The sequence below is a fragment of the Lysinibacillus sp. S1 genome, assembly GCF_044986265.1.
Taxonomy (GTDB): domain Bacteria; phylum Bacillota; class Bacilli; order Bacillales_A; family Planococcaceae; genus Lysinibacillus; species Lysinibacillus capsici.
The window spans coordinates 53812-73448 of record NZ_CP173154.1 but is presented as its reverse complement, the minus strand read 5'-3'; the positions used below and the strand labels follow the sequence as shown (position 1 = coordinate 73448).

Genomic DNA, 19637 nt, shown 5'->3' with positions numbered 1-19637 from the left:
TATTTCGACAATCAACCTATTTTTCCTCTGCATTCTTATAGGAATGTTTAAAAGGAGGCTTCCATTTTAATTTATTATTCACAGATAACATGCGAATCACTACTATAAAAATAACAATGACTGACAATTCAAGCGGGCTGTCCCACCCTAACCATATACAAAGGGCACATACAAATGTTAGGACAGCATGGATTTCTTTTCTTAATGCAAGCGGTGTTCTACCAGCTAACAAATCTCGAACCATCCCTCCACCAACACCAGTAAACATCGACGCTATAATAATGATACCTAGGTCGTGATGTAAGCTTTTTGCTAACAATCCGCCTTGTATTGCGAAAGAAGCTAGGCCAATTGAATCAAAGAAATAGCCCCAGCGGTTCCAATGATGAATCCAGTTCCTTTTGACAAATAAAATGGTCGTCAGCGTGACTAAAACGACTAATAAGGATTGCCGTTCCCATATATCTGACACAGGGATATCCAGTACAACATTGCGGATAATGGAACCACCATAAGACGTTGTCAGACCAAGCACAAATATGCCAATAAAAGAATAGTTGGCCTGTAACGCAACAAATGCTCCACTAATGGCGTAGGCAATAATGCCAATGATATGTAATACTGACCATGTCACATCATCCATCTCCTTTTTACTATACAAAAAAGCCCACCATAAAATAGTTGCGCATTGAGTACGCAAGCTATTTTATGGTGGGCTAATATCCTAGCAGTAGTACCTACTAATTTATCCATCTCACCATGTATCATAAAAGAATATAGCTGCTGTGCCATACTAATTGACACAACGACCATAAAATTTCCTAGTTAGAATTGTAATTGATTTTTTTATTAAACTCAATATGAATTTTTGATTATAGCGTTTCATACATGACTTGGCCCATTAAAGAGATGTCATAATCTCCTAATGCAGCTACTTCAGATTGGAAATCAGGTGTATTTAAAATCTCCTTCACCATATCGATGAGCGGTTGATTTTCTGGTGTTTTTAATAACACAATATCGTAACGTTCAGTGACCATTGGTATAAAATCGACCTGAATAAGCTTGGCAATTTTTTCAATGCCAATCCCAACATCTGCACGTCCATTGGCAACTGCAGAGGCGACATCGAGGTGGCTCATTTCTTCATGGGTATAGCCTGCAATCGTGGATGGAGCGATACCGTGAATGCGCAATTGCTCATCTAACAGAGTACGAGCACCTGAGCCTTTCTCACGGTTGATGAATGTGAATGTCTTTGTTTGGAAATCTTCAAATGTGCGTATCTCCAGCGGATTCCCCTTTTGAACATAGAAACCTGCTTTACGTGATACAACATTGATGAGAACAAAGGCATGGCTGACAAAGATTTTTTTTACATAAGGAGTATTATAATCTCCTGTATCCCCATCAAACATATGTAAACTCGCAATATCACAGTCTCCGTGATACAACGCCATTACACCATTAAAACTACCTTCATGTGAGCGTAATACTTTCGTAGATCGTCGTTTCTCGATATATTTTGCTAAAATATCTAATACTAAATCTTGCCCACTCACTATAATTTTCGCATGATTTTTAGTCGGAGTGGCTATGGAAGCCTGTGCCACAGCTGGCATACTACCTGTTTTTCGTTTTTGTATATAGGTTTGCAAGTCAGCACGATCTACCCGCATTTGCCGTCCTACGCGGAAAACTGGCAAATCACCCTTTTTCACTAAATCATAAATTGTTAATTTTGAAACCTTTAATAATTGTGCAACCTCTTCAATCGTATAGGATTGTTCTTGTGACATGTAAAAGTTCTCCTCCTATAAGCCTCTATTTTACATGGTAACGTATTTATAGCCTTATGAACATCTTGACATTTTCCCCCTTACTAACTTTCTTTTTTATTTATATCTGATTATAATTAGTTATGTCTTGTTATAACGAGTTATAAAAGGAGTATACTCATCGTGAAAAAATATTATCGTTTATTTGCGACAATGTTAGTACTAGTCGGACTATTAGCAGCCTGTGGTAACCAAGAGGCGGCAACAAACGAACCAGTTGAACTAACAATTTCTGCGGCAGCTAGTCTACAGGATGCCTTAGAAGAACTGAAAACAACTTATGAACAACAACACGATACAATCAAAATCCTCTATAACTTTGGAGGTTCAGGTGCTTTACAGCAACAAATTTTACAAGGGGCTCCTGCAGACCTTTTCTTTTCAGCAGCAAAGGATAAATTTGATGCGCTTGTAGAGAAAGAAATGATCGATCAAAAGCTAGGAACGGATCTTTTAGCCAATGATTTAGTATTAATCGTGCCTAAAAGCAATGAAAAGCAAATTCAATCCTTTGAAGATTTACAACAAGCAGGAAAAATTGCACTCGGTACGCCCGAAACGGTTCCTGCTGGGCAGTATGGTGTGGACACATTAAAAAATATGCAACTGTGGGATTCACTCGAATCAAAAGTAGTGTATACAAAAGATGTACGTCAAGTACTTACTTATACAGAAACAGAAAATGTGGATGCGGGTATGGTCTATAAAACAGATGCCCTTGTCTCTGATAAGGTCAATGTCGTGGCAACTGCCGATGATGCTATGCACGCACCGATTATTTATCCTGTAGGTGTTCTAAAAGCTAGTAAGCATGGGCAAGAGGCGGAGGATTTTTATCACTTCTTACAAAGTGATGAAGCTATGGATGTCTTTGAAAAGTATGGATTTAAAGGGGCTCAATAAAAGATGAGTACCGATTTTTGGTCTCCACTTATGCTTTCGATCGAAATTGCTTTTGTTGCAGGGATCATCGCTATTATAGCAGGTATTTTAATGGGTAAATGGATGGCAACCCATGATTTCAAAGGCAAACTAGTGCTAGAAACGGTATTGCTATTACCATTAGTATTACCTCCTACAGTAGTCGGTTTCCTGCTTATCGTCATTTTCGGGAAAAATAGTATGTTAGGAGATATCATTATCTGGCTATTCGATCAACCTATCATGTTCACATGGTGGGCGGCCGTCATCGCTTCTACAATCGTTGCCTTTCCATTAATGTATCAATCAGCTAAAACTGGCTTTGCCTCTGTTGATCGAGATATTGAAAATGCAGCACGTGTGGATGGAGCGAATGAATGGCAGGTCTTTCTTTACGTGTCCATTCCCCTTGCATTAAAGGCACTTGTTTCTGGTGGGATTCTAAGCTTCACACGAGCTTTGGGTGAGTTTGGAGCGACACTTATGTTTGCGGGAAATATTCCAGGGAAAACACAAACAACACCACTAGCAATATATATGGCCATCGATTCTGGAAACATGCCCCTTGCCTGGACATGGGTTCTGTGTATGATCGCCATTTCCTTCCTTTTACTTCTTAGTATCCATATCCTGAAAGTATAAAAGAGGTAGTTGGCTCAAGCCAACTACCTCTTTTTGCTCATCCCCCACTGATCGGTGGAATAAAGGCGATTGTGTCGCCAGATTTGACAATCGTCGTATCCGTTGCAAATTCCTCATTAACCGCTGTCATGATCTGTTGTAATGATAGCTGAGGGTAGCGCTTTTCCATCCACTCTTTTAACTGCGCAACTGTCACATCTGACAGCTCTACTGATAGCTTTGATTCACCTAGTGCTTCCTGTAGGTGAGCAAATAATAAAATGTTAATCACAGGTTTTCCTCCTCCTGAATGGCTGGTTTCCCTTGCGGATAGGGAACATTTTCTAATTGATCACCAATCCACTCTGTCCCGTCCTCCCAATGTTCTTTTTTCCATATGGGCACGATTTGTTTTATGCGATCAATTGCATATTCATTCGCCATGTAAGCTATTTTACGATGCGGTGATGACACAGCAATCACTACGGCAATATCGGAAACAGCTAAATGACCGACACGATGGGTGATGGCCACTTTTGCTTCTGGCCACTCTTCTTGTAATTACTTTGCAATCTGTTCATACATTTTAATCGCCATCGCTGGATAGGCTTGATATTCCAAATGCATCGTTTTTTTACCAKTTGTCATTTCACGCACTRTACCGATGAATAATGTGATGGCTCCAGCATTTCGACTAAGGACTTTTTGTCTTACTTCCTCCACATCTATTGGTTGATCGATAACTTCAAATAACGCTGTCGTCATAGTTTTCCCCTCATTTCTGTCAACAAAAATTCCATATATTGTGATTCTTCATAAATCGAAAAAGCAGGGATTGCAAGGGATAGATCAAGCGGACAGCTTGGCCAATAAATCACACAGAGGATATTGGTTACTTGCTGTAGTAGTACTTGATCCTGTGCAGTGCGCAGCAGCACAACCTTCGGATAATGTTCATTTTTATACCCTTCAATTAGCATGATATCCAGTGGAAGGGACTCATAAATCGCTAGTATATCAGCCAATTGCCAGCTATTTTGGTGGATACTCATACGTAAAGTACCCGCCCCCTCCACTGCTGTAACAACCGCACCTGCTTGCTCATGCCGACTACTATCTTTGGAAGTTTCGATCGTCGGTACTCCACCATGTCCATGATGCTTAATGGTTCCTACCCTTAGCCCTTCCATTGTAGCCTGCCTGATCAATTGCTCCATCAATGTTGTTTTCCCACTATTTTGATAGCCAACTATCTGTAAGATTTTTCGATATTGTCCCAAGGCCACTCACTTCCTTGTAGATCTTCTAGCAAAAGGACATCCACTTGCATACCCTTTTCATAGCCTCTAGAGCCACCTGGTAAAACAATGAATGCATTGGCTGTCGCTAAAGATGAAACTGCACTCGATTTATCGAACCCAGATGGGACAGTTACGAGCTTCCCTTCTTCATATTCGATACGAGCTCGTACAAAGCGTGTAAAGGGATTTGGCTTTGTAAAATCAGCCCCTAAAATAGCTTGCTCTCTGCGTAAATGTGGTTGAGTATGCCCATATGCAGAACGTATAATCGGACGTACAAATAGCTCAAAGCCAACATAGCAGGCTGAAGGATTACCAGAAAGGCCAAATAATAATTTGTCGTTGCGAGCAGCAACCGTTGTCACACTACCTGGACGCATCGCTATTTTATTAAACAATACCTTTGCATCAATCGCTTCGTAAATGGCTGGTAAATAATCATAATCACCTACGGAAACGCCACCCGTTGTAATTAAAATATCAACCTCCTGTAGGGCCTTTTCAACACGATCAATACATAATGTAAGATCATCACTCAACTTGCCGAAATATTTCACTTCTGCCCCAGCACGCTCAATTTGCGCCATCATCATATAGGCATTACTATTGCGAATCTTACCTGGCTGTAAAGCTTCACCTGGCTCTAGTAATTCGCTACCAGTGGCAAGCACACCAATAACTGTTTTACGATAAACAGGTACTTGCTCATAGCCAAAAGTAGCAAGTAAGGCCATCACACCCGGGTTAATATATTGGCCTTGTTCAATGAGAACTGCGCCTTGCTGCACATCTTCCCCTTTATAGGAAATATTAGTACCTGCTTCAAAAGGTCGTTTAATCGACATATACTTTTGATGATTTTCTTCGAATGTTTGGGTTAATTCTAGCATGACCACTGCATCACAACCTTGCGGTATCGGCGCCCCTGTCATAATGCGGACTGCTTGATGATCGCCAACTACGTCTTCATAGACATAGCCTGCGCCAATTTCTCCAACGACTTGAAAGCGGACTGGATGCTGTGAAGATGCCTCTTGGCTATCGACGGAGCGAATGGCATAGCCATCATACGGTGAACGATCAAAAGCAGGTACATCATGATCGGCTCTAATAGCTTGTGCTATAAAGCGTCCATGTGCTTGCGTTAATGACACATGCTCCTTTTTTGCTTGAAAGGCATAGTCCATTACACGATGAACGGCTTCTGCCACAGGAATTGGTTGTCTTTTTTCTACCATTTGGTACACTCCCTAACCTAATAAACGATAATAAATGCTTTTGGCTTTCTGTATATCTTGTATACCATGTATCACAACTCGCCCATCTTGGAAAATAACGATTCGGTAATCGTCCGCTTGGCAAGATAGCAAATAAGGATTAACCTGGACTTCTCCGTGGGAACGGAGCTGATTTGCCAGCTGATCAAGCGAATAGTAAATGGGCTTTGGTGGTCGAATTTGTACCGCGTCTCGGCCACAAAGGATCTGTAATTTCGTTTGATTTTCATAGGATAGGTAAGGATAGGTCGGCTTGTCGCCACAAGATGGACAATCACCTTGCCTTATTTTCTCCACATTGATTTCATAGTGTTGATTGTGCCAAACATCAAACGTTAAGTAGCTTTTTCGTAAGGCTTTGTCATCTCCAACAAGCAGCTTGAAAACCTCTGCCACCTGATAAGCAGCAACAATTTGAACTGCTGGACTAATAATGCCAACGGTATCACAAGTCATCCCTGTATGGGGCATCACCTTTAATAAACAATGCAAACAAGGCGTTTTACCTGGTACAACCGTGTAAGTCGCACCATAACTACCAACACAAGAGCCATATACCCAAGGAATACGATATTTTTGCGCAAGGTCATTCATGACAAAACGAACATCAAAATTATCGGTCGCATCGACCATCACATCAACATCTTCTAGTAATGGTAGCAAGGTCTCTGTACAAGCATCCATAATGCCGACATGAATTTCTACCTCTGTGTTTATTTGTTGGAGACGCTTTTTAGCTGCGATAACTTTGGGCATTTTTTCTTGTGCATCTAGCTCTGTATATAATTGCTGTCTTTGTAAATTACTCCACTCTACATAATCACGATCAATGAGTGTCAGCCTGCCAATACCTGCTCGCACAAGCGCTTCTGCACTAGCACTCCCCAATGCCCCCGCACCTATAATAAGGACGTGTTTTTGCTGAAGGGATTGTTGCCCAGTTTGTCCGATAGGGTGAAATAATTGTTGTCTAGAATATCTATTTTGCATACGTATGTGGCCTTTCTTTCTATGAATTTTCGTTTGACCTTTTCATTTATAGCATTATAATAAAAGCAATGTTTTTTAGCAAAAACGCATTTGAAGGAGGTCTTACTGTGCATCCCACACATCAGCAGCAACCAATTCAAGTTGCCATTTTAACGGTCAGTGATACACGCACAAAGGCAGATGATCATGCTGGTCAGCGTATTCAGTCCTTACTACAGGAAGCTGCATTTGAAGTTCTAGACTACCAACTAACAAAGGATGAACCGCTCGATATCGCTCATTATGTTAAAAATTGGTGCAGCGATCCAACAATTAATACCATTATCGTTACGGGTGGAACAGGATTTACACCAAGAGACCAAACCTATGACACCATTCTGCCTCTGTTTGAAAAAGAAATGATGGGGTTTGGTGAATTATTTCGAATGCTCAGCTATGAAGAAATTGGCCCAAAGGCGATGTTTAGTCGTGCCACCGCTGGAAGTCTTCAGCAAACAGCCATTTATGTTTTACCAGGCTCTACAAATGCGGTGACTTTAGCTATGACGAAGCTCATAGTACCTACAGTCCAACATTTTGTCGGTGAGTTGAAGCGCGTATGAAAATTGCAGGTATAGTGTTAGCTGGCGGTCAATCCTCTCGCTATGGACAGCCAAAAATGTTTGAGATGTTTGCTGGACAGCCATTATATAAACATAGTCTCATAGCCCTGCAAAAAAATCAGCTGGATCCTCTTATTATCGCTACAAATGCGCACTTACAACATCAGTTTGGACAGGAAAATGTCCACTGGGTTATTGAAAAGCAGCCACATCAAGGCCCTCTTTTTGCTTTGCATCATATCATGACAGCCTATCCTGATGTGGAATGGTTTTTTGTCGTAGCAAGCGATATGCCTTATATGAATGCAGAATTTATCCAAAAAATGGTAGGTTTGATTGATGACACTTATGATGCCATTGTTCCGACGCAAGCACTACGCGATCAGCCATTAGCTGCATTATATCGACGTACTGCTTTACCAAAGGCGACACAATTAACGGCACAAAATAAACGGAGTATGAAAGTGCTTTTAGAGCAACTTCGTGTTTGTTATGTCCCTTTTGATGACAATAGCTCAACATTTATCAATATCAACGCACAACAAGACTGGTCACAAACAAGTAAAAAGGAGTTTAATAATGAATAATTTTACACACTGGAACGAAGGAGGTCGTCCTAAAATGGTCGATATCTCCGCAAAAGAAATCACAACACGTACAGCCATTGCGCGCAGTACGATTCTTTTATCCGATGCGGTCTATGAAGCCATCCAACAAGGTGGCATTAAAAAAGGTGATCCGACGCAAGTTGCGCAAATTGCAGGGATTATGGGAGCTAAAAAAACAGCTGATATTATTCCCATGTGCCATCCCATCATGCTACAGGGTACGGATTTCCAGTTTGACTATGAAAAAGCAGAGAATGGCTATGAGCTCCATATTCAAGCCACTGTTAAATGCAGTGGAAAAACGGGTGTTGAAATGGAAGCTCTCACTGCTGTGTCTGTCGCAGCACTAACTTTTTATGATATGTGCAAAGCCGTTGATAAGACGATGGTCATCAAAGAAACTTACCTTGTTGAAAAAACAGGTGGGAAAAGTGGCACTTTTGTGCATAAATAAACAGAAAAAATTCGGCATTATTGTGCCGATTTTTTTCTGTTTTTTACACGCTACCCCCCAATATGAGACATTTCAATTTTTGACGTTTTCCTTTTTGCCATCGTTTGTTCATTGCGTTCATCTGAATAACGATCATTTCTTGTTTCCCAAACGTTCGTTATGCACTTGATGATGGCAGCATCATCTTGCCCTGAACGTAACAATTCCCTTAAATCCGTGCCTTCTGTTGCAAATAAACAAGTGTATAATGACCCTTCTGCAGAGAGCCGAGCACGTGAGCAATTGGAGCAAAATGAATCCGTTACAGATGAAATTACACCAATCTCACCTTGAGCATCTTGATACTGATAACGCGTTGCCACCTCTCCTTTATAATTGGGCGCTACTGGTTGTAACGGCGTAAACCGATGGATTTGCTCAATAATCTCTTTTTTGGACACCACATCATCCAAACGCCAGCCGTTCGAATTCCCTACATCCATATATTCAATAAAGCGTAGAATATGCTGTTTTTCTTTAAAAAACTGCGCCATGGTAACAATATCTTGTTCGTTTTTCCCTTTTTGAACAACCATATTAATTTTTACTTGTAAGCCCGCTTCTGCAGCCTTTTCAATTCCCTCTAACACTGGCAATACCTTGCCTCTATGACCATTCATCTCGAAAAAACGCTCATCATCAAGCGAGTCTAAACTAACAGAAACTCGGGCTAAGCCTGCCTGTGCCAATGAATGTGCGTATTTTTTTAATAACGAGCCATTGGTTGTTAAAGCAATATCTTCTACACCTTTTATGCGGTGAATACGGGCAATTAATTCGGGCAAATCACGACGTAGTAAGGGTTCCCCACCTGTAATCCGTATTTTTTTCACGCCCAATGAAACAAAGATTTTTACTAATCGTTCAATTTCATCAAAACTTAATATTTTATCAGACGGTAAAAATGCGTAATCTGGACCAAATACTTCTGCTGGCATACAATAGCGACAGCGAAAATTACAACGATCTGTCACGGATATTCTTAAATCTCTTAACGGTCTGTGTAATTGGTCTTGTAGATTCGTCATCTAATCTCCTTCTTTCAATTCATTAGCTGGTAATAGGATGCGTTGTGGGTGTGTATAAATATTCAATGTCTGTTGCCGAATAAAGCCAACCGTCGTAATACCAAGCTGCTCTGCTAATTGCAATGCTAATTCTGTGGGTGCTGATTTAGACAGCACGATGGCACAGCCTATTTTGGAAACCTTTAGTAAAATCTCCGATGATATTCGTCCGCTAAAGACGATAATTTTATCTTCCATACGGATGTTGTTGCGTAGGCAATAGCCGTAAATTTTATCCAAAGCATTATGACGTCCAATATCCATGCGACTTAGGACGATGCCATTTACATCACATAGTGCAGCATTATGCACACCACCCGTTTTCTTAAAAATATCGGCACTATCCTGCATCGCATGCATTAAACGGAAGCAATCTTCGGTCGTTATTTGCACATGGACTTGATCCATTTTTTTCGCTACTAATGCATCGTTCGTAAACACAAACCCTTGTCGACTCATCCCACAGCAAGACGTAATATAGCGCTTGTTTTGCGTCTGTTGGTAATAAGGATTAATATGCTTTGTTTTAATATGCACAAAACCCTCTTTCTCTTGGTGCCAAATTTCCTCAATATCCTCAAAACTACGAATCACTCGTTCAGAAGCTAAGTAGCCAATAACCATATCTTCTACATACTCTGGTGTACAGACCATCGTGACAAATTCCTGCTGATTAATTTTTACGGTAACAGCGTATTCTGAAACAATTAAATCAACCATTTCTGTCACTCGTTGTCCTTCAACACGCACAATTTTTCTTGTCATTGCTCGATCCATAAGGCATCCCCTTTATTCACTGATATGCTTTTCAAAAACAAAGACGGAAATCGCAAAATCCTCTTCAATTTTAATATCTGAAAATAAGTGAAGTAATTTGCTGCCCATCAATTCTTCCATACCCTCTGGTGGCGATTGTCTATATAAATCTTGAATCATACTCGTCCTTGCAGCATGCACCATTTTCAGCCCTTCTGGTGTACTGGCAATAAATTTTTCTGTCGGAGTGATATTTCCGTATAAGGTAGATACAGCCATATTCTCGACAAAAACGGTATGAATACGTTCAGGACCTTTACCAAATACTTCCTTTCTTAACTTTCGAATCATGTCATTAAATTCGTGGATTTTTTTAGACATAGCAACGATTCTCCCATCATAATTAAACTTTTTTAGGCAAATGGTTATGTAGGCCACCCTTACAGTTTGTTAATGATATAGCAACTTTTAAAAAAATAAAAGAGAAAATACTTTTTGATAATAATTCTCATTTAATAAATTTTATGATAAATATTGTTCATTTTGAAGGAAAGGGCTATAATATTCATATCACAAATGGAATTAATTTATTTTGAACCCTATGTTACGATGTTGCATAGTGTTTTTAATAGTTGAATTCTATTGTAATTAAAAAATAAAAGTAGATTGAGTTTTTAGCAAGACCTGCTAAGAATTWTATCCACCATGAATTATTAGCATGTCTCGGACATGTAATTTCATGGTGGATTTTTTTATTTTTTCAAAACCGAGACATGGATAACATGTTATGATCTAGCAATTTACCTATTTTGAGGTAGCTTCAAGAACCATTGGGAATTACAATGATAACAAGACAATCTTTTCAACAATCACCAACTCGATTTGTTATTCCCTTTTGTCTTAAGCTGTACCATGTTATCCGATTCGTCTCAAAGTGCAAAAGGAGGAAGTTACCTTGACTCAAATTAATATTAATGGCGTACCGTATGAAGTAAAAGAAGGAGCTACAATCCTTGATACCATTAATCAACATGACATTCCGCATCCACAGATTTGTCATGTGCCCGCTGTTGACCCCATTGAAACATGTGATACATGTATCGTGGAAGTGAATGGCCAATTAGTTCGTTCCTGCTCTACAAAGGCAGTAGACGGCATGAATGTACTCCTAACTTCTGACAAAGCAAAAGCGGCACAAACAGAAGCGATGGACCGTCTACTCGAAAATCATTTACTGTATTGTACAGTTTGTGATAACAACAATGGCAATTGTGCTTTACACAACACTGCCGAAATGATGGAAATCGAGCATCAAAAATATCCCTACCAGCCAAAAGTGGAACCTCATGAAGTGGACATGTCACATCCGTTTTATCGATACGATCCTAACCAATGTATCGCTTGTGGTCAGTGCGTAGAGGTTTGTCAGAATCTACAGGTAAATGAAACATTGTCCCTTGATTGGGAAGCAGAAAGACCACGTGTCATTTGGGATACGGGCGTTGCTATCCATGATTCTTCCTGTGTAAGTTGTGGTCAATGCGTAACCGTATGTCCATGTAATGCCTTAATGGAAAAATCCATGCTTGGAGAGGCTGGATTTATGACTGGCCTCAAACAGGATATGTTAGATCCGATGATCAGTTTGATTAAGGAAGTTGAACCAGGCTATAGCGGTATTTTTGCCGTTTCTGAAGTGGAAGCAGCCATGCGTAGTAAGCGCACCAAAAAAACAAAAACAGTATGTACTTTCTGTGGTGTAGGCTGCTCGTTCGAAGTTTGGACAAAGGGTCGTAAAATTTTAAAAGTACAGCCTTCCGATGGTCCAGTAAATGCGATTTCTACATGTGTCAAAGGGAAATTCGGCTGGGATTTTATCAATTCTGAGGAACGTATTACAAAACCACTCATTCGTAAAAATAATGAGTTTGTGGAATCATCGTGGGATGAAGCACTTGATTTAATTGCAACAAAACTAGGTGGCATTCAACAACAATATGGTCCAGGATCTGTTGGCTTTATCTCCTCTTCTAAAATTACAAATGAAGAGAATTACTTAATTCAAAAAATGGCCCGTCAATTATTTGGAACAAACGATGTCGATAATTGTTCTCGTTATTGCCAATCTCCTRCAACTGATGGTTTATTACGTACAGTTGGCATGGGAGGAGATGCTGGTACGATAAAAGATATTGCTAAGGCTGGACTTGTCATTATTGTTGGGTCTAATCCAGCTGAGGGCCATCCTGTTTTAGCAACACGTGTGAAACGTGCACATAAATTACATGGTCAGAAATTAATTGTTGCTGATATTCGTAAGCATGAAATGGCAGAGCGTTCCGACATCTTTATGCGTCCAAAGCAAGGTACTGACCAAGTTTGGTTAATGGCTGTTACCAAATATATCATTGATCAAGGTTGGCATGATGAAGCGTTTATTCAAGAAAACGTCCTTCATTATGATGATTTTAAACAAGTACTTGCAACCTATACACTTGATTATGCACAAGAAATGACTGGTATTAGTAAGGAAACATTGATGGAAGTAGCTGAAATGATTCGTGATGCAGATGGTACATGTGTTCTTTGGGGCATGGGTGTAACACAAAATACTGGTGGCTCATATACATCCGCAGCGATTTCAAATTTACTTTTAGCAACTGSGAACTATCGTCGTCCAGGTGCTGGTGCCTACCCACTTCGCGGCCATAACAATGTGCAAGGTGCCTGCGATATGGGGACACTTCCAAATCTATTGCCAGGCTATCAAAGAGTCACAGATGACGAGGCACGTGCAAAATTCGAAAAAGCCTATGGTGTCCCTATTCAACCACAGCCTGGTCGAAATAATATGCAAATGTTAGATGCGATCATGGAAGGAAAAATGAAAGCGATGTATTTAGTGGGCGAAGATATGGCACTTGTTGACTGTAATGCCAACCATGTAGATGAGGTGCTTTCACAGCTTGACTTTTTCGTTGTCCAAGATTGTTTCCTATCACGCACAGCACAATATGCAGATGTGATTTTACCTGCTGCGCCTTCGCTTGAAAAAGAAGGTACATTTACGAATACAGAACGTCGCGTTCAACGCCTGTATCAAGTATTACCAACACTTGGTGAGTCGAAAGCAGATTGGGAAATATTGCAAGCTGTTGCTCATCGTTTAGGGGCAGATTGGCATTATGATCACCCAAGCGACATTTTTGATGAAATGGCGAGCCTGTCTCCCCTCTTCTCACAAGCCAACTATGATGTTCTTGAAGGCTGGGGAAGCTTCTGTTGGGGTAGCCATGATGGTAAAGATACACCATTATTATATGAAGATGGCTTTAACTTCCCTGATAAGAAAGCTCGTTTTGCTTTAAATGATTGGGTGCAGCCTGTTGAGTTTGAAGCACAATACGATTGTCATATTAATAATGGCCGTATGCTTGAACACTTCCATGAAGGAAATCTAACAAATAAATCGAAAGGTATTCAATCGAAAGTACCTGAAATTTTCGTTGAAGTATCACCAGAATTGGCGAAAGAACGAGGCATTGCAGATGGAGCCCTACTTCGTTTAGTGTCTCYATATGGTGCCTTGAAGCTAAATGCTCTTGTTACAGATCGCGTACAAGGAAACGAATTATTCTTACCAATGAACTCTGTTAGCAAAGATTCAGCCATCAACTTCCTAACTGGCCCTGCAGCAGATGTGAATACGTCAACACCAGCTTATAAACAAACAAAAGTACGAGTAGAAGTGCTAAAAGCAAAAGGTAAATCACCACTTCCTCGCACAAACCCACGCTATAAAAAGCGTCATCCTCAAAATGGTGTTGAGGTACAACGAAAATGGAATCGTCCTGGCTACGTTCACTTAACAACCATAAACGAAAGAGAGTGAGAGCATGGCTGTACCCATTACAGGCATTAAAAAACAACAATTAACAGAAGAACAACTAAAAGAACAAAAATTAGATAATCTAAAAGAACTGCTTTCTGAAAATGAAGAAGMCGTCAATCAGGTGTTTAGTATTATGGCCGAATTAAATGATATCGGTGCACTAGAAGCAGCAATGAAGCTACTTGAAGCCAAAGAGGAAGTGGCACATATTGCACTTGGACAATTAACACGTAAGCCTGTAACCAATATCATTAACAATTTAATGGGTGTTGCGGGAGCATTGACGGAGCTCAATCCTGAAACAACGACTAAGCTGATTGAAGGCTTAAATACAGGCGTAGATGAAGCAAGCAAAGCACTTGAATCTAATGAAAAGGTCAGTGCCTTTAAGCTCATGAAAATGATAAACGATCCAGATGTCAATCGTGCGCTCAATTTTGGGGTTCATTTCTTAAAGGGACTCGGCAAAGGCTTAAAAGAATAAGGTGGTTCCTAAATGTTAACAAAAGAAAATGTTGTAAACGCATTGAAACAGGTAAATGATCCTGAGCTACATCAGAGTATTGTAGATTTKAATATGGTGCGAAACATTCATATACATGACAACCATATAGCGCTAGATATTATTTTGACCATACCAGGATGTCCGTTAAAGGCGAAAATACAGCAAGATGTGGAGGAGGCCTTACAAGCGCTTGGTGCCTCCACTGTTACCATTAGCTTTGGCTCTATGACAGATCAGGAGCGCCGCACTTTAACCGCCTCTCTACAGGCAAAGAATGTGACTGATCAAGGAATGCCAAACATGCTACTGCCTAATTCTGGTGTTCAATTCATTGCCATTACAAGTGGTAAAGGCGGTGTTGGAAAGTCTACGGTGACCATTAATTTAGCGGTTGCACTTGCTCGTCTTGGCAAACGTGTAGGTATTTTAGATGCTGATATTTATGGTTTCAGTATCCCTGCCATGATGAAGATTGATCAAAAGCCTACCATGCTTGATCAAACGGCGATTCCAGTAGAACGTAACGGCGTAAAAATAATGTCGATGGGCTTTTTTACAAATGACAACTAGCCGGTTATGTGGCGTGGTCCTATGCTCAATAAGTGGATTCGCAATTTCCTTGTCAACACGCTATGGGGAGATTTAGATTACCTCCTCATCGATTTACCACCTGGTACAGGAGATGTTGCAATTGATATGGCTGCGATGATTCCACAAGCCCAAGAAATCATCGTGACAACACCGCATCTTGCTGCTTCTCATGTTGCATCTCGTGCAGGCTTGATGGCGCAACATACGAAACACAGGATTCTTGGTGTTGTTGAAAACATGGCCTATTTTGAAGGTGCTGACGGTCAAAAAAACTATCTATTTGGACAAGGCGGAGCCGAACAATTAGCAGATTTATTACAGACAGATGTAATCGCTCAAATTCCTTTTGCTCAACCTGAGGAAAATACAGGTTCCTCGGTCTATGATGAAGTGTCGATAATCGGTGAAGTGTTTACTCATTTAGCAGAAGATCTACTCTATATTTAACCCTTGATTTGTTTTTTTACCATGCACTAATCTAAAAACTGATACAAATGAAAACACCTTACGTTGAAATAAGGGGATAAGCATCCCGAACAATCAACGTGAAGGTGTTTTTTATGTGAACAAGAATAAGTTATTATATAGAAGAAAAAAATTAGATAAGCAAAAGCCCCGCCAAACAAGTATGAGAATAAATTAGAGTTTAAAAATTATTGCGTCTCCATTTTTTTATCTTAGGTACACTTCTTCAGTCACATCATCTGTCAGAAAAAGTTACCTTGCATATAAATTGAGACTCTATAATTTGTATTATCAACAAGAAGTAAAAAAGGAATGACGTCCCGTAATGGCACGATTAATCATCCTCCAATCGAGATGTTTCTGACCTAACCCTCGCTTAGATCCGAAACGTTCTATAATCACTAAAACGGATGCATGTAGAACTGGTCATTGAAGGTCATATTAATTCATCACAGCAGTTATCTCCTTTGCATGTTTGCATGTTCATGATGCTACTTTAAATGAATATTAACTCTTTAATTTTCAAGTAATTTATCTATTACTAGCTTTGTTAAATTAGGCATTATTTCCATAGTGTATTTCAATTCTGTTCTTTCATATCTATTATGTGCATCATATCCATATGGTCCAATATTGATTGCAGGGATATTTAGTTCTCTAATGGCATCATAATTTACATAATGTTTAGTTCTCCAGCTAGGGTTATTGTTAACAACTGAATTCACACTATCTTCATCGACATTTATAGCCACGCAACTCATATCACAAATATGAGGGAAATAATTTTTCTGTACAATAGGCTTATCATAATATGGTTGAACTTTTTCTACTGCATAATCTAAAGCGGTTAGTAAATTTTTTTCTTTTTCATTTTTACCAGTTACTTCTACACATGGTGAGTACAATGAAGAATAAAAAATAATGATTGCAGGACTCTTATCCTTGGTCCACTTCCAAACTTCTTCTACCACTTTTGCAGAAAACATGCGTACATCTAACTCTTTATTTTTTAATAATTCGTGTTTAAAATTTTTTATATGCTCTTTGTAATTGTCCCCATATTCAACAATAATTGATTGTTCTAATTCTTCATAGAATAATACCCTCGTCTTCCATGGCAATTTTGTATATTCCTGCCCACTAATTTCGCAATATCTCTTATAATGATTATTTAAATTAGCTATTGCATTATTAAATGCAATTTCAGCATGGACTTTTAGCTTTTCTAACACATCTTTAGGTGACCATGATTGCACAAAGAAATTATAATATACATATGAAGCAAGAGCTGTCTGAACTGTATAAGTCTCTTTAAAATCAGTTTGCTTCAAACTTACAGGTGGCATCGGTGTTTCTCCTAACGATTTATCACATAACTCTGGGTTATATGCAATTTGTCTAGTTAACTCCGCAGCAATATAGTTAGGGTCGATTCCTTCAAAACTAGAGCCTACATGGCTTTCCACCCCAGTTATATAAAAAGAAGGGAGTAGCTTACCAACGCTACCTTTATATATATATCTACTTTCATCCCCCTCATACTTAGGAGCAACGAAATCGGAGTTAATTAATGCCGCGTAATCAAATCCATGCTCTACTTTTAACATTTTTAAATCATTTAAACCAGACAATACTCCATGAGAACTATCCTCTTCATCGCATTCAGCAAAAAATACGATATTTCCATTCAGTTCCTCTGGGTGTTCAGAATAATATTTTAATAGATAATAATGGCTTGCAACACCGCTCTTCATATCAAGTGTTCCTCTTCCAAATAACCATTCATTTGATTCTAAATGCTCTCGAACCAACGGCGGAACTTTTTCACCCTTTAACGCTTCATGAAGTTCATTAGGTAAACAAGCCTTCTCTTTCAAACTATTATAATCATCGATACCCACCGTATCTGTATGTCCCATTAGCACAACCGTTTTATTACTATCTCCTTTAGTACCTTTTACAAATGCAAACACATTGTACCTTTCAACCTCATCATCTATTGTTCGTGAAGTAAACACATATTTAGGATTTTTCAGGAAATAAGGTAAATTAGAAATTGTTTTAGCCAATGACTTTGATATGTTAATTTCTCCTTCAGTATTAACAATGCTTTCAATATTTACAAGTTCGTTCGTAACCTTTAATACTTCTTCATACGTTTTTAACATCTCTCATCATCCCCTAATTAAAGATAATAATTATAAAACTTGTTGCAAAAACTTAATCGTTCTTTCTTGTTTTGGCGCTTTAAAAATTTCTACTGGAGAGCCCTCTTCAATAATTTTGCCATCTGCTAACATAATCACCCTATCCGCAACTTCCTTAGCAAAGCCCATTTCATGGGTTACGACGACCATCGTCATTCCGTCTTTAGCAAGGTTTTTCATCGTTTCTAAGACTTCTCCTACCAACTCAGGATCCAATGCTGATGTTGGTTCATCAAATAACATAACACTTGGATTCATTGCCAGTGCTCTAGCAATAGCAACTCGTTGTTTTTGACCACCAGATAGTTGTTCAGGATAGTAATTGGCTTTATCAGCAAGACCTACTCGTGTTAACAAATTCATAGCAAATTTAATCGCTTCCTCTTTACTTTGCCTTTTCACCTGAATTGGTGCTTCTATTACATTTTGTAAAACACTTAAATGGGGAAATAAATTAAAATGTTGAAATACCATCCCCATATTTTCTCTTACATGATTTAAATTAGTTCTTTTTACATCAATAATCTCATCATTAATGCTTATCGTACCTGAATCTAATATCTCCAAAAAATTCATACATCGTAATAAAGTGCTCTTCCCTGATCCACTAGCCCCTATTAGAACAACCACTTCTGATTTATTAATTTCAAGATTTATACCTTTTAAAACCTCTAAGTCACCAAATGATTTAGAAAGCGATTTCAACTTTATCACGTTTTTTCCTCCTTCCAACATCCAGTCGACTTTCAAGTTTATTAAATAACAGCGTGAATAATAAGACTAAAATTAAATAGTAAATTCCCACAACAAAGTATGTTTCAAGAGGCATATAGTTGTATGCTTGAGTTGACAGTGCATGGTTAAACAATTCTGATACTGCGATATAAGCTACTAAAGACGAATCTTTTAACCCTATGATAAATTGATTAGCCAATGCTGGAATAGCTCTTTTAAAACTCTGTGGTAAAATAATTCTTCTCATTGTTTTAAAATATGTCATTCCTAATGATCGACCAGCCTCCATTTGGCCTTTATCAATAGATTGAATGGATCCACGAAAAATTTCTGCAATATATGCTCCTGAATGAATTCCGAGCGCAATGGATCCTGCTGCAAAGTCTGATAAAGTGAAAATACTAGAAATACCGTAATACAAGAACATAAGTTGTACTATTAATGGCATACCTCGAACAACAAAAATGTAGCCGTTAGCAATACTTTCCAAGATTTTTATATTGGATACTTTGAAGAAGGCAAACACTAACCCAATCACACAAGCAATAAATAAAGAAACAATGGTTAATTCAATCGTTAAAACTGTCGCTTTTAAAAACTCAATGCCATGCTTTTGAAATATTGATGTTACATTTGTGAGAAAATCCATATTAATCACCTAACCTCTTTTAAGTATGTGGACGTAAAAGACAAACACTCCTATAGATAGCTAAAATTTATTAATAAAATTAGATTTTGGTGGGAAGTAAAATAGAAAGAATTTTCAAT

The 19637-nt window shown here is 38.9% G+C and carries 19 protein-coding genes and 2 pseudogenes; 8 read left to right on the top strand and 13 right to left on the bottom strand.

Annotated elements, in window-relative coordinates; all coding sequences use genetic code 11:
* Positions 1–16 precede the first annotated feature (16 nt).
* Positions 17–643, bottom strand: coding sequence for a trimeric intracellular cation channel family protein (locus ACHZEU_RS00375; protein WP_259951155.1), 627 nt, complete (start codon positions 641–643; stop codon positions 17–19).
* A gap of 229 nt (positions 644–872) precedes the next feature.
* On the bottom strand, positions 873–1799 hold the full coding sequence (locus ACHZEU_RS00370) for a helix-turn-helix transcriptional regulator (RefSeq protein ID WP_004230582.1): 927 nt from the start codon (positions 1797–1799) through the stop codon (positions 873–875).
* A gap of 162 nt (positions 1800–1961) precedes the next feature.
* On the opposite strand from ACHZEU_RS00370, the gene modA reads away from it, so the two are divergent.
* The gene (gene modA, locus ACHZEU_RS00365) at positions 1962–2741 is read left to right on the top strand and encodes a molybdate ABC transporter substrate-binding protein (RefSeq protein WP_048392458.1); all 780 of its coding nucleotides are present in this window, start codon (positions 1962–1964) and stop codon (positions 2739–2741) included.
* Positions 2742–2744: 3 nt separating this feature from the next.
* Positions 2745–3401, top strand: a complete 657-nt coding sequence (gene modB / locus ACHZEU_RS00360; RefSeq protein ID WP_279495265.1) for a molybdate ABC transporter permease subunit — start codon at positions 2745–2747, stop codon at positions 3399–3401.
* Positions 3402–3438: 37 nt separating this feature from the next.
* On the opposite strand, the gene moaD is transcribed toward modB, so the two are convergent.
* The 5 genes and pseudogenes from moaD to ACHZEU_RS00335 form a co-directional block, all read right to left on the bottom strand.
* Positions 3439–3672, bottom strand: a complete 234-nt coding sequence (moaD, locus tag ACHZEU_RS00355) for a molybdopterin converting factor subunit 1 (RefSeq protein WP_004230585.1) — start codon at positions 3670–3672, stop codon at positions 3439–3441.
* Positions 3669–4145, bottom strand: a pseudogene (locus tag ACHZEU_RS00350) (molybdenum cofactor biosynthesis protein MoaE). Before ACHZEU_RS00350 ends, moaD begins: the two are co-directional and overlap by 4 nt.
* Positions 4142–4660: a molybdopterin-guanine dinucleotide biosynthesis protein B gene (gene mobB, locus ACHZEU_RS00345; protein WP_112118438.1), complete on the bottom strand. Its 519-nt coding sequence runs from the start codon at positions 4658–4660 to the stop codon at positions 4142–4144. The pseudogene ACHZEU_RS00350 and the gene mobB overlap by 4 nt, the downstream one beginning before the upstream one ends.
* Positions 4630–5919 carry a gephyrin-like molybdotransferase Glp gene (glp, locus tag ACHZEU_RS00340; RefSeq protein ID WP_288584816.1) on the bottom strand — a complete coding sequence of 430 codons (1290 nt, stop codon included), beginning with the start codon at positions 5917–5919 and terminating at the stop codon, positions 4630–4632. Before glp ends, mobB begins: the two co-directional genes overlap by 31 nt.
* A gap of 12 nt (positions 5920–5931) precedes the next feature.
* On the bottom strand, positions 5932–6948 hold the full coding sequence (locus ACHZEU_RS00335; RefSeq protein ID WP_288584813.1) for a thiazole biosynthesis adenylyltransferase ThiF: 1017 nt from the start codon (positions 6946–6948) through the stop codon (positions 5932–5934).
* Between the two features lie 107 nt (positions 6949–7055).
* On the opposite strand from ACHZEU_RS00335, the gene ACHZEU_RS00330 reads away from it, so the two are divergent.
* The 3 genes from ACHZEU_RS00330 to moaC are packed head-to-tail and all read left to right on the top strand — an operon-like array spanning position 7056 to position 8612.
* Complete coding sequence (locus ACHZEU_RS00330; RefSeq protein WP_404803867.1) at positions 7056–7550, top strand: molybdenum cofactor biosynthesis protein B; 495 nt, start codon at positions 7056–7058, stop codon at positions 7548–7550.
* On the top strand, positions 7547–8137 hold the full coding sequence (locus ACHZEU_RS00325) for a molybdenum cofactor guanylyltransferase (RefSeq protein WP_054550426.1): 591 nt from the start codon (positions 7547–7549) through the stop codon (positions 8135–8137). The genes ACHZEU_RS00330 and ACHZEU_RS00325 overlap by 4 nt, the downstream gene beginning before the upstream one ends.
* Positions 8130–8612, top strand: a complete 483-nt coding sequence (moaC, locus tag ACHZEU_RS00320) for a cyclic pyranopterin monophosphate synthase MoaC (protein ID WP_404803866.1) — start codon at positions 8130–8132, stop codon at positions 8610–8612. The genes ACHZEU_RS00325 and moaC overlap by 8 nt, the downstream gene beginning before the upstream one ends.
* A 50-nt stretch (positions 8613–8662) precedes the next feature.
* Here the strand turns inward: moaC and moaA are convergent, their stop codons facing one another.
* The 3 genes from moaA to ACHZEU_RS00305 are packed head-to-tail and all read right to left on the bottom strand — an operon-like array spanning position 8663 to position 10855.
* A complete protein-coding gene (gene moaA, locus ACHZEU_RS00315; RefSeq protein WP_054550427.1) occupies positions 8663–9679 on the bottom strand; it encodes a GTP 3',8-cyclase MoaA in 1017 nt (338 codons plus the stop codon).
* The gene (gene fdhD, locus ACHZEU_RS00310) at positions 9680–10495 is read right to left on the bottom strand and encodes a formate dehydrogenase accessory sulfurtransferase FdhD (protein WP_004230594.1); all 816 of its coding nucleotides are present in this window, start codon (positions 10493–10495) and stop codon (positions 9680–9682) included.
* A gap of 12 nt (positions 10496–10507) precedes the next feature.
* Positions 10508–10855: a DUF2294 domain-containing protein gene (locus ACHZEU_RS00305; RefSeq protein WP_004230595.1), complete on the bottom strand. Its 348-nt coding sequence runs from the start codon at positions 10853–10855 to the stop codon at positions 10508–10510.
* Positions 10856–11429: 574 nt separating this feature from the next.
* Here ACHZEU_RS00305 and fdhF point away from each other — a divergent pair.
* The 3 genes and pseudogenes from fdhF (at position 11430) to ACHZEU_RS00290 (ending at position 15909) form a co-directional block, all read left to right on the top strand.
* Positions 11430–14366, top strand: coding sequence for a formate dehydrogenase subunit alpha (gene fdhF / locus ACHZEU_RS00300; protein ID WP_404803865.1), 2937 nt, complete (start codon positions 11430–11432; stop codon positions 14364–14366).
* 4 nt (positions 14367–14370) lie between these two features.
* Complete coding sequence (locus tag ACHZEU_RS00295) at positions 14371–14850, top strand: DUF1641 domain-containing protein (protein WP_404803864.1); 480 nt, start codon at positions 14371–14373, stop codon at positions 14848–14850.
* A gap of 12 nt (positions 14851–14862) precedes the next feature.
* Positions 14863–15909, top strand: a pseudogene (locus ACHZEU_RS00290) (Mrp/NBP35 family ATP-binding protein).
* Between the two features lie 533 nt (positions 15910–16442).
* On the opposite strand, the gene ACHZEU_RS00285 reads toward ACHZEU_RS00290, so the two are convergent.
* The 3 genes from ACHZEU_RS00285 to ACHZEU_RS00275 are packed head-to-tail and all read right to left on the bottom strand — an operon-like array spanning position 16443 to position 19518.
* Complete coding sequence (locus ACHZEU_RS00285; protein WP_279495279.1) at positions 16443–18095, bottom strand: M20/M25/M40 family metallo-hydrolase; 1653 nt, start codon at positions 18093–18095, stop codon at positions 16443–16445.
* A gap of 30 nt (positions 18096–18125) precedes the next feature.
* A complete protein-coding gene (locus ACHZEU_RS00280; RefSeq protein ID WP_004230601.1) occupies positions 18126–18848 on the bottom strand; it encodes an amino acid ABC transporter ATP-binding protein in 723 nt (240 codons plus the stop codon).
* Entirely contained in the window at positions 18823–19518 is a 696-nt protein-coding gene (locus tag ACHZEU_RS00275; protein ID WP_048392444.1) for an amino acid ABC transporter permease, read from the bottom strand. The genes ACHZEU_RS00280 and ACHZEU_RS00275 overlap by 26 nt, the downstream gene beginning before the upstream one ends.
* Between the last annotated feature and the right edge of the window lie 119 nt (positions 19519–19637).

Bases quoted from the DNA above. Each gene is read 5' to 3' on its own strand.
- ACHZEU_RS00335 (WP_288584813.1), bottom strand. From the start codon at position 6,948: ATGCAAAATAGATATTCTAGACAACAATTATTTCACCCTATCGGACAA.
- ACHZEU_RS00285 (WP_279495279.1), bottom strand. From the start codon at position 18,095: ATGTTAAAAACGTATGAAGAAGTATTAAAGGTTACGAACGAACTTGTA.
- ACHZEU_RS00370 (WP_004230582.1), bottom strand. From the start codon at position 1,799: ATGTCACAAGAACAATCCTATACGATTGAAGAGGTTGCACAATTATTA.
- ACHZEU_RS00325 (WP_054550426.1), top strand. From the start codon at position 7,547: ATGAAAATTGCAGGTATAGTGTTAGCTGGCGGTCAATCCTCTCGCTAT.
- glp (WP_288584816.1), bottom strand. From the start codon at position 5,919: ATGGTAGAAAAAAGACAACCAATTCCTGTGGCAGAAGCCGTTCATCGT.
- fdhD (WP_004230594.1), bottom strand. From the start codon at position 10,495: ATGGATCGAGCAATGACAAGAAAAATTGTGCGTGTTGAAGGACAACGA.
- moaC (WP_404803866.1), top strand. From the start codon at position 8,130: ATGAATAATTTTACACACTGGAACGAAGGAGGTCGTCCTAAAATGGTC.
- modB (WP_279495265.1), top strand. From the start codon at position 2,745: ATGAGTACCGATTTTTGGTCTCCACTTATGCTTTCGATCGAAATTGCT.
- ACHZEU_RS00305 (WP_004230595.1), bottom strand. From the start codon at position 10,855: ATGTCTAAAAAAATCCACGAATTTAATGACATGATTCGAAAGTTAAGA.
- ACHZEU_RS00275 (WP_048392444.1), bottom strand. From the start codon at position 19,518: ATGGATTTTCTCACAAATGTAACATCAATATTTCAAAAGCATGGCATT.
- moaA (WP_054550427.1), bottom strand. From the start codon at position 9,679: ATGACGAATCTACAAGACCAATTACACAGACCGTTAAGAGATTTAAGA.
- ACHZEU_RS00375 (WP_259951155.1), bottom strand. From the start codon at position 643: ATGGATGATGTGACATGGTCAGTATTACATATCATTGGCATTATTGCC.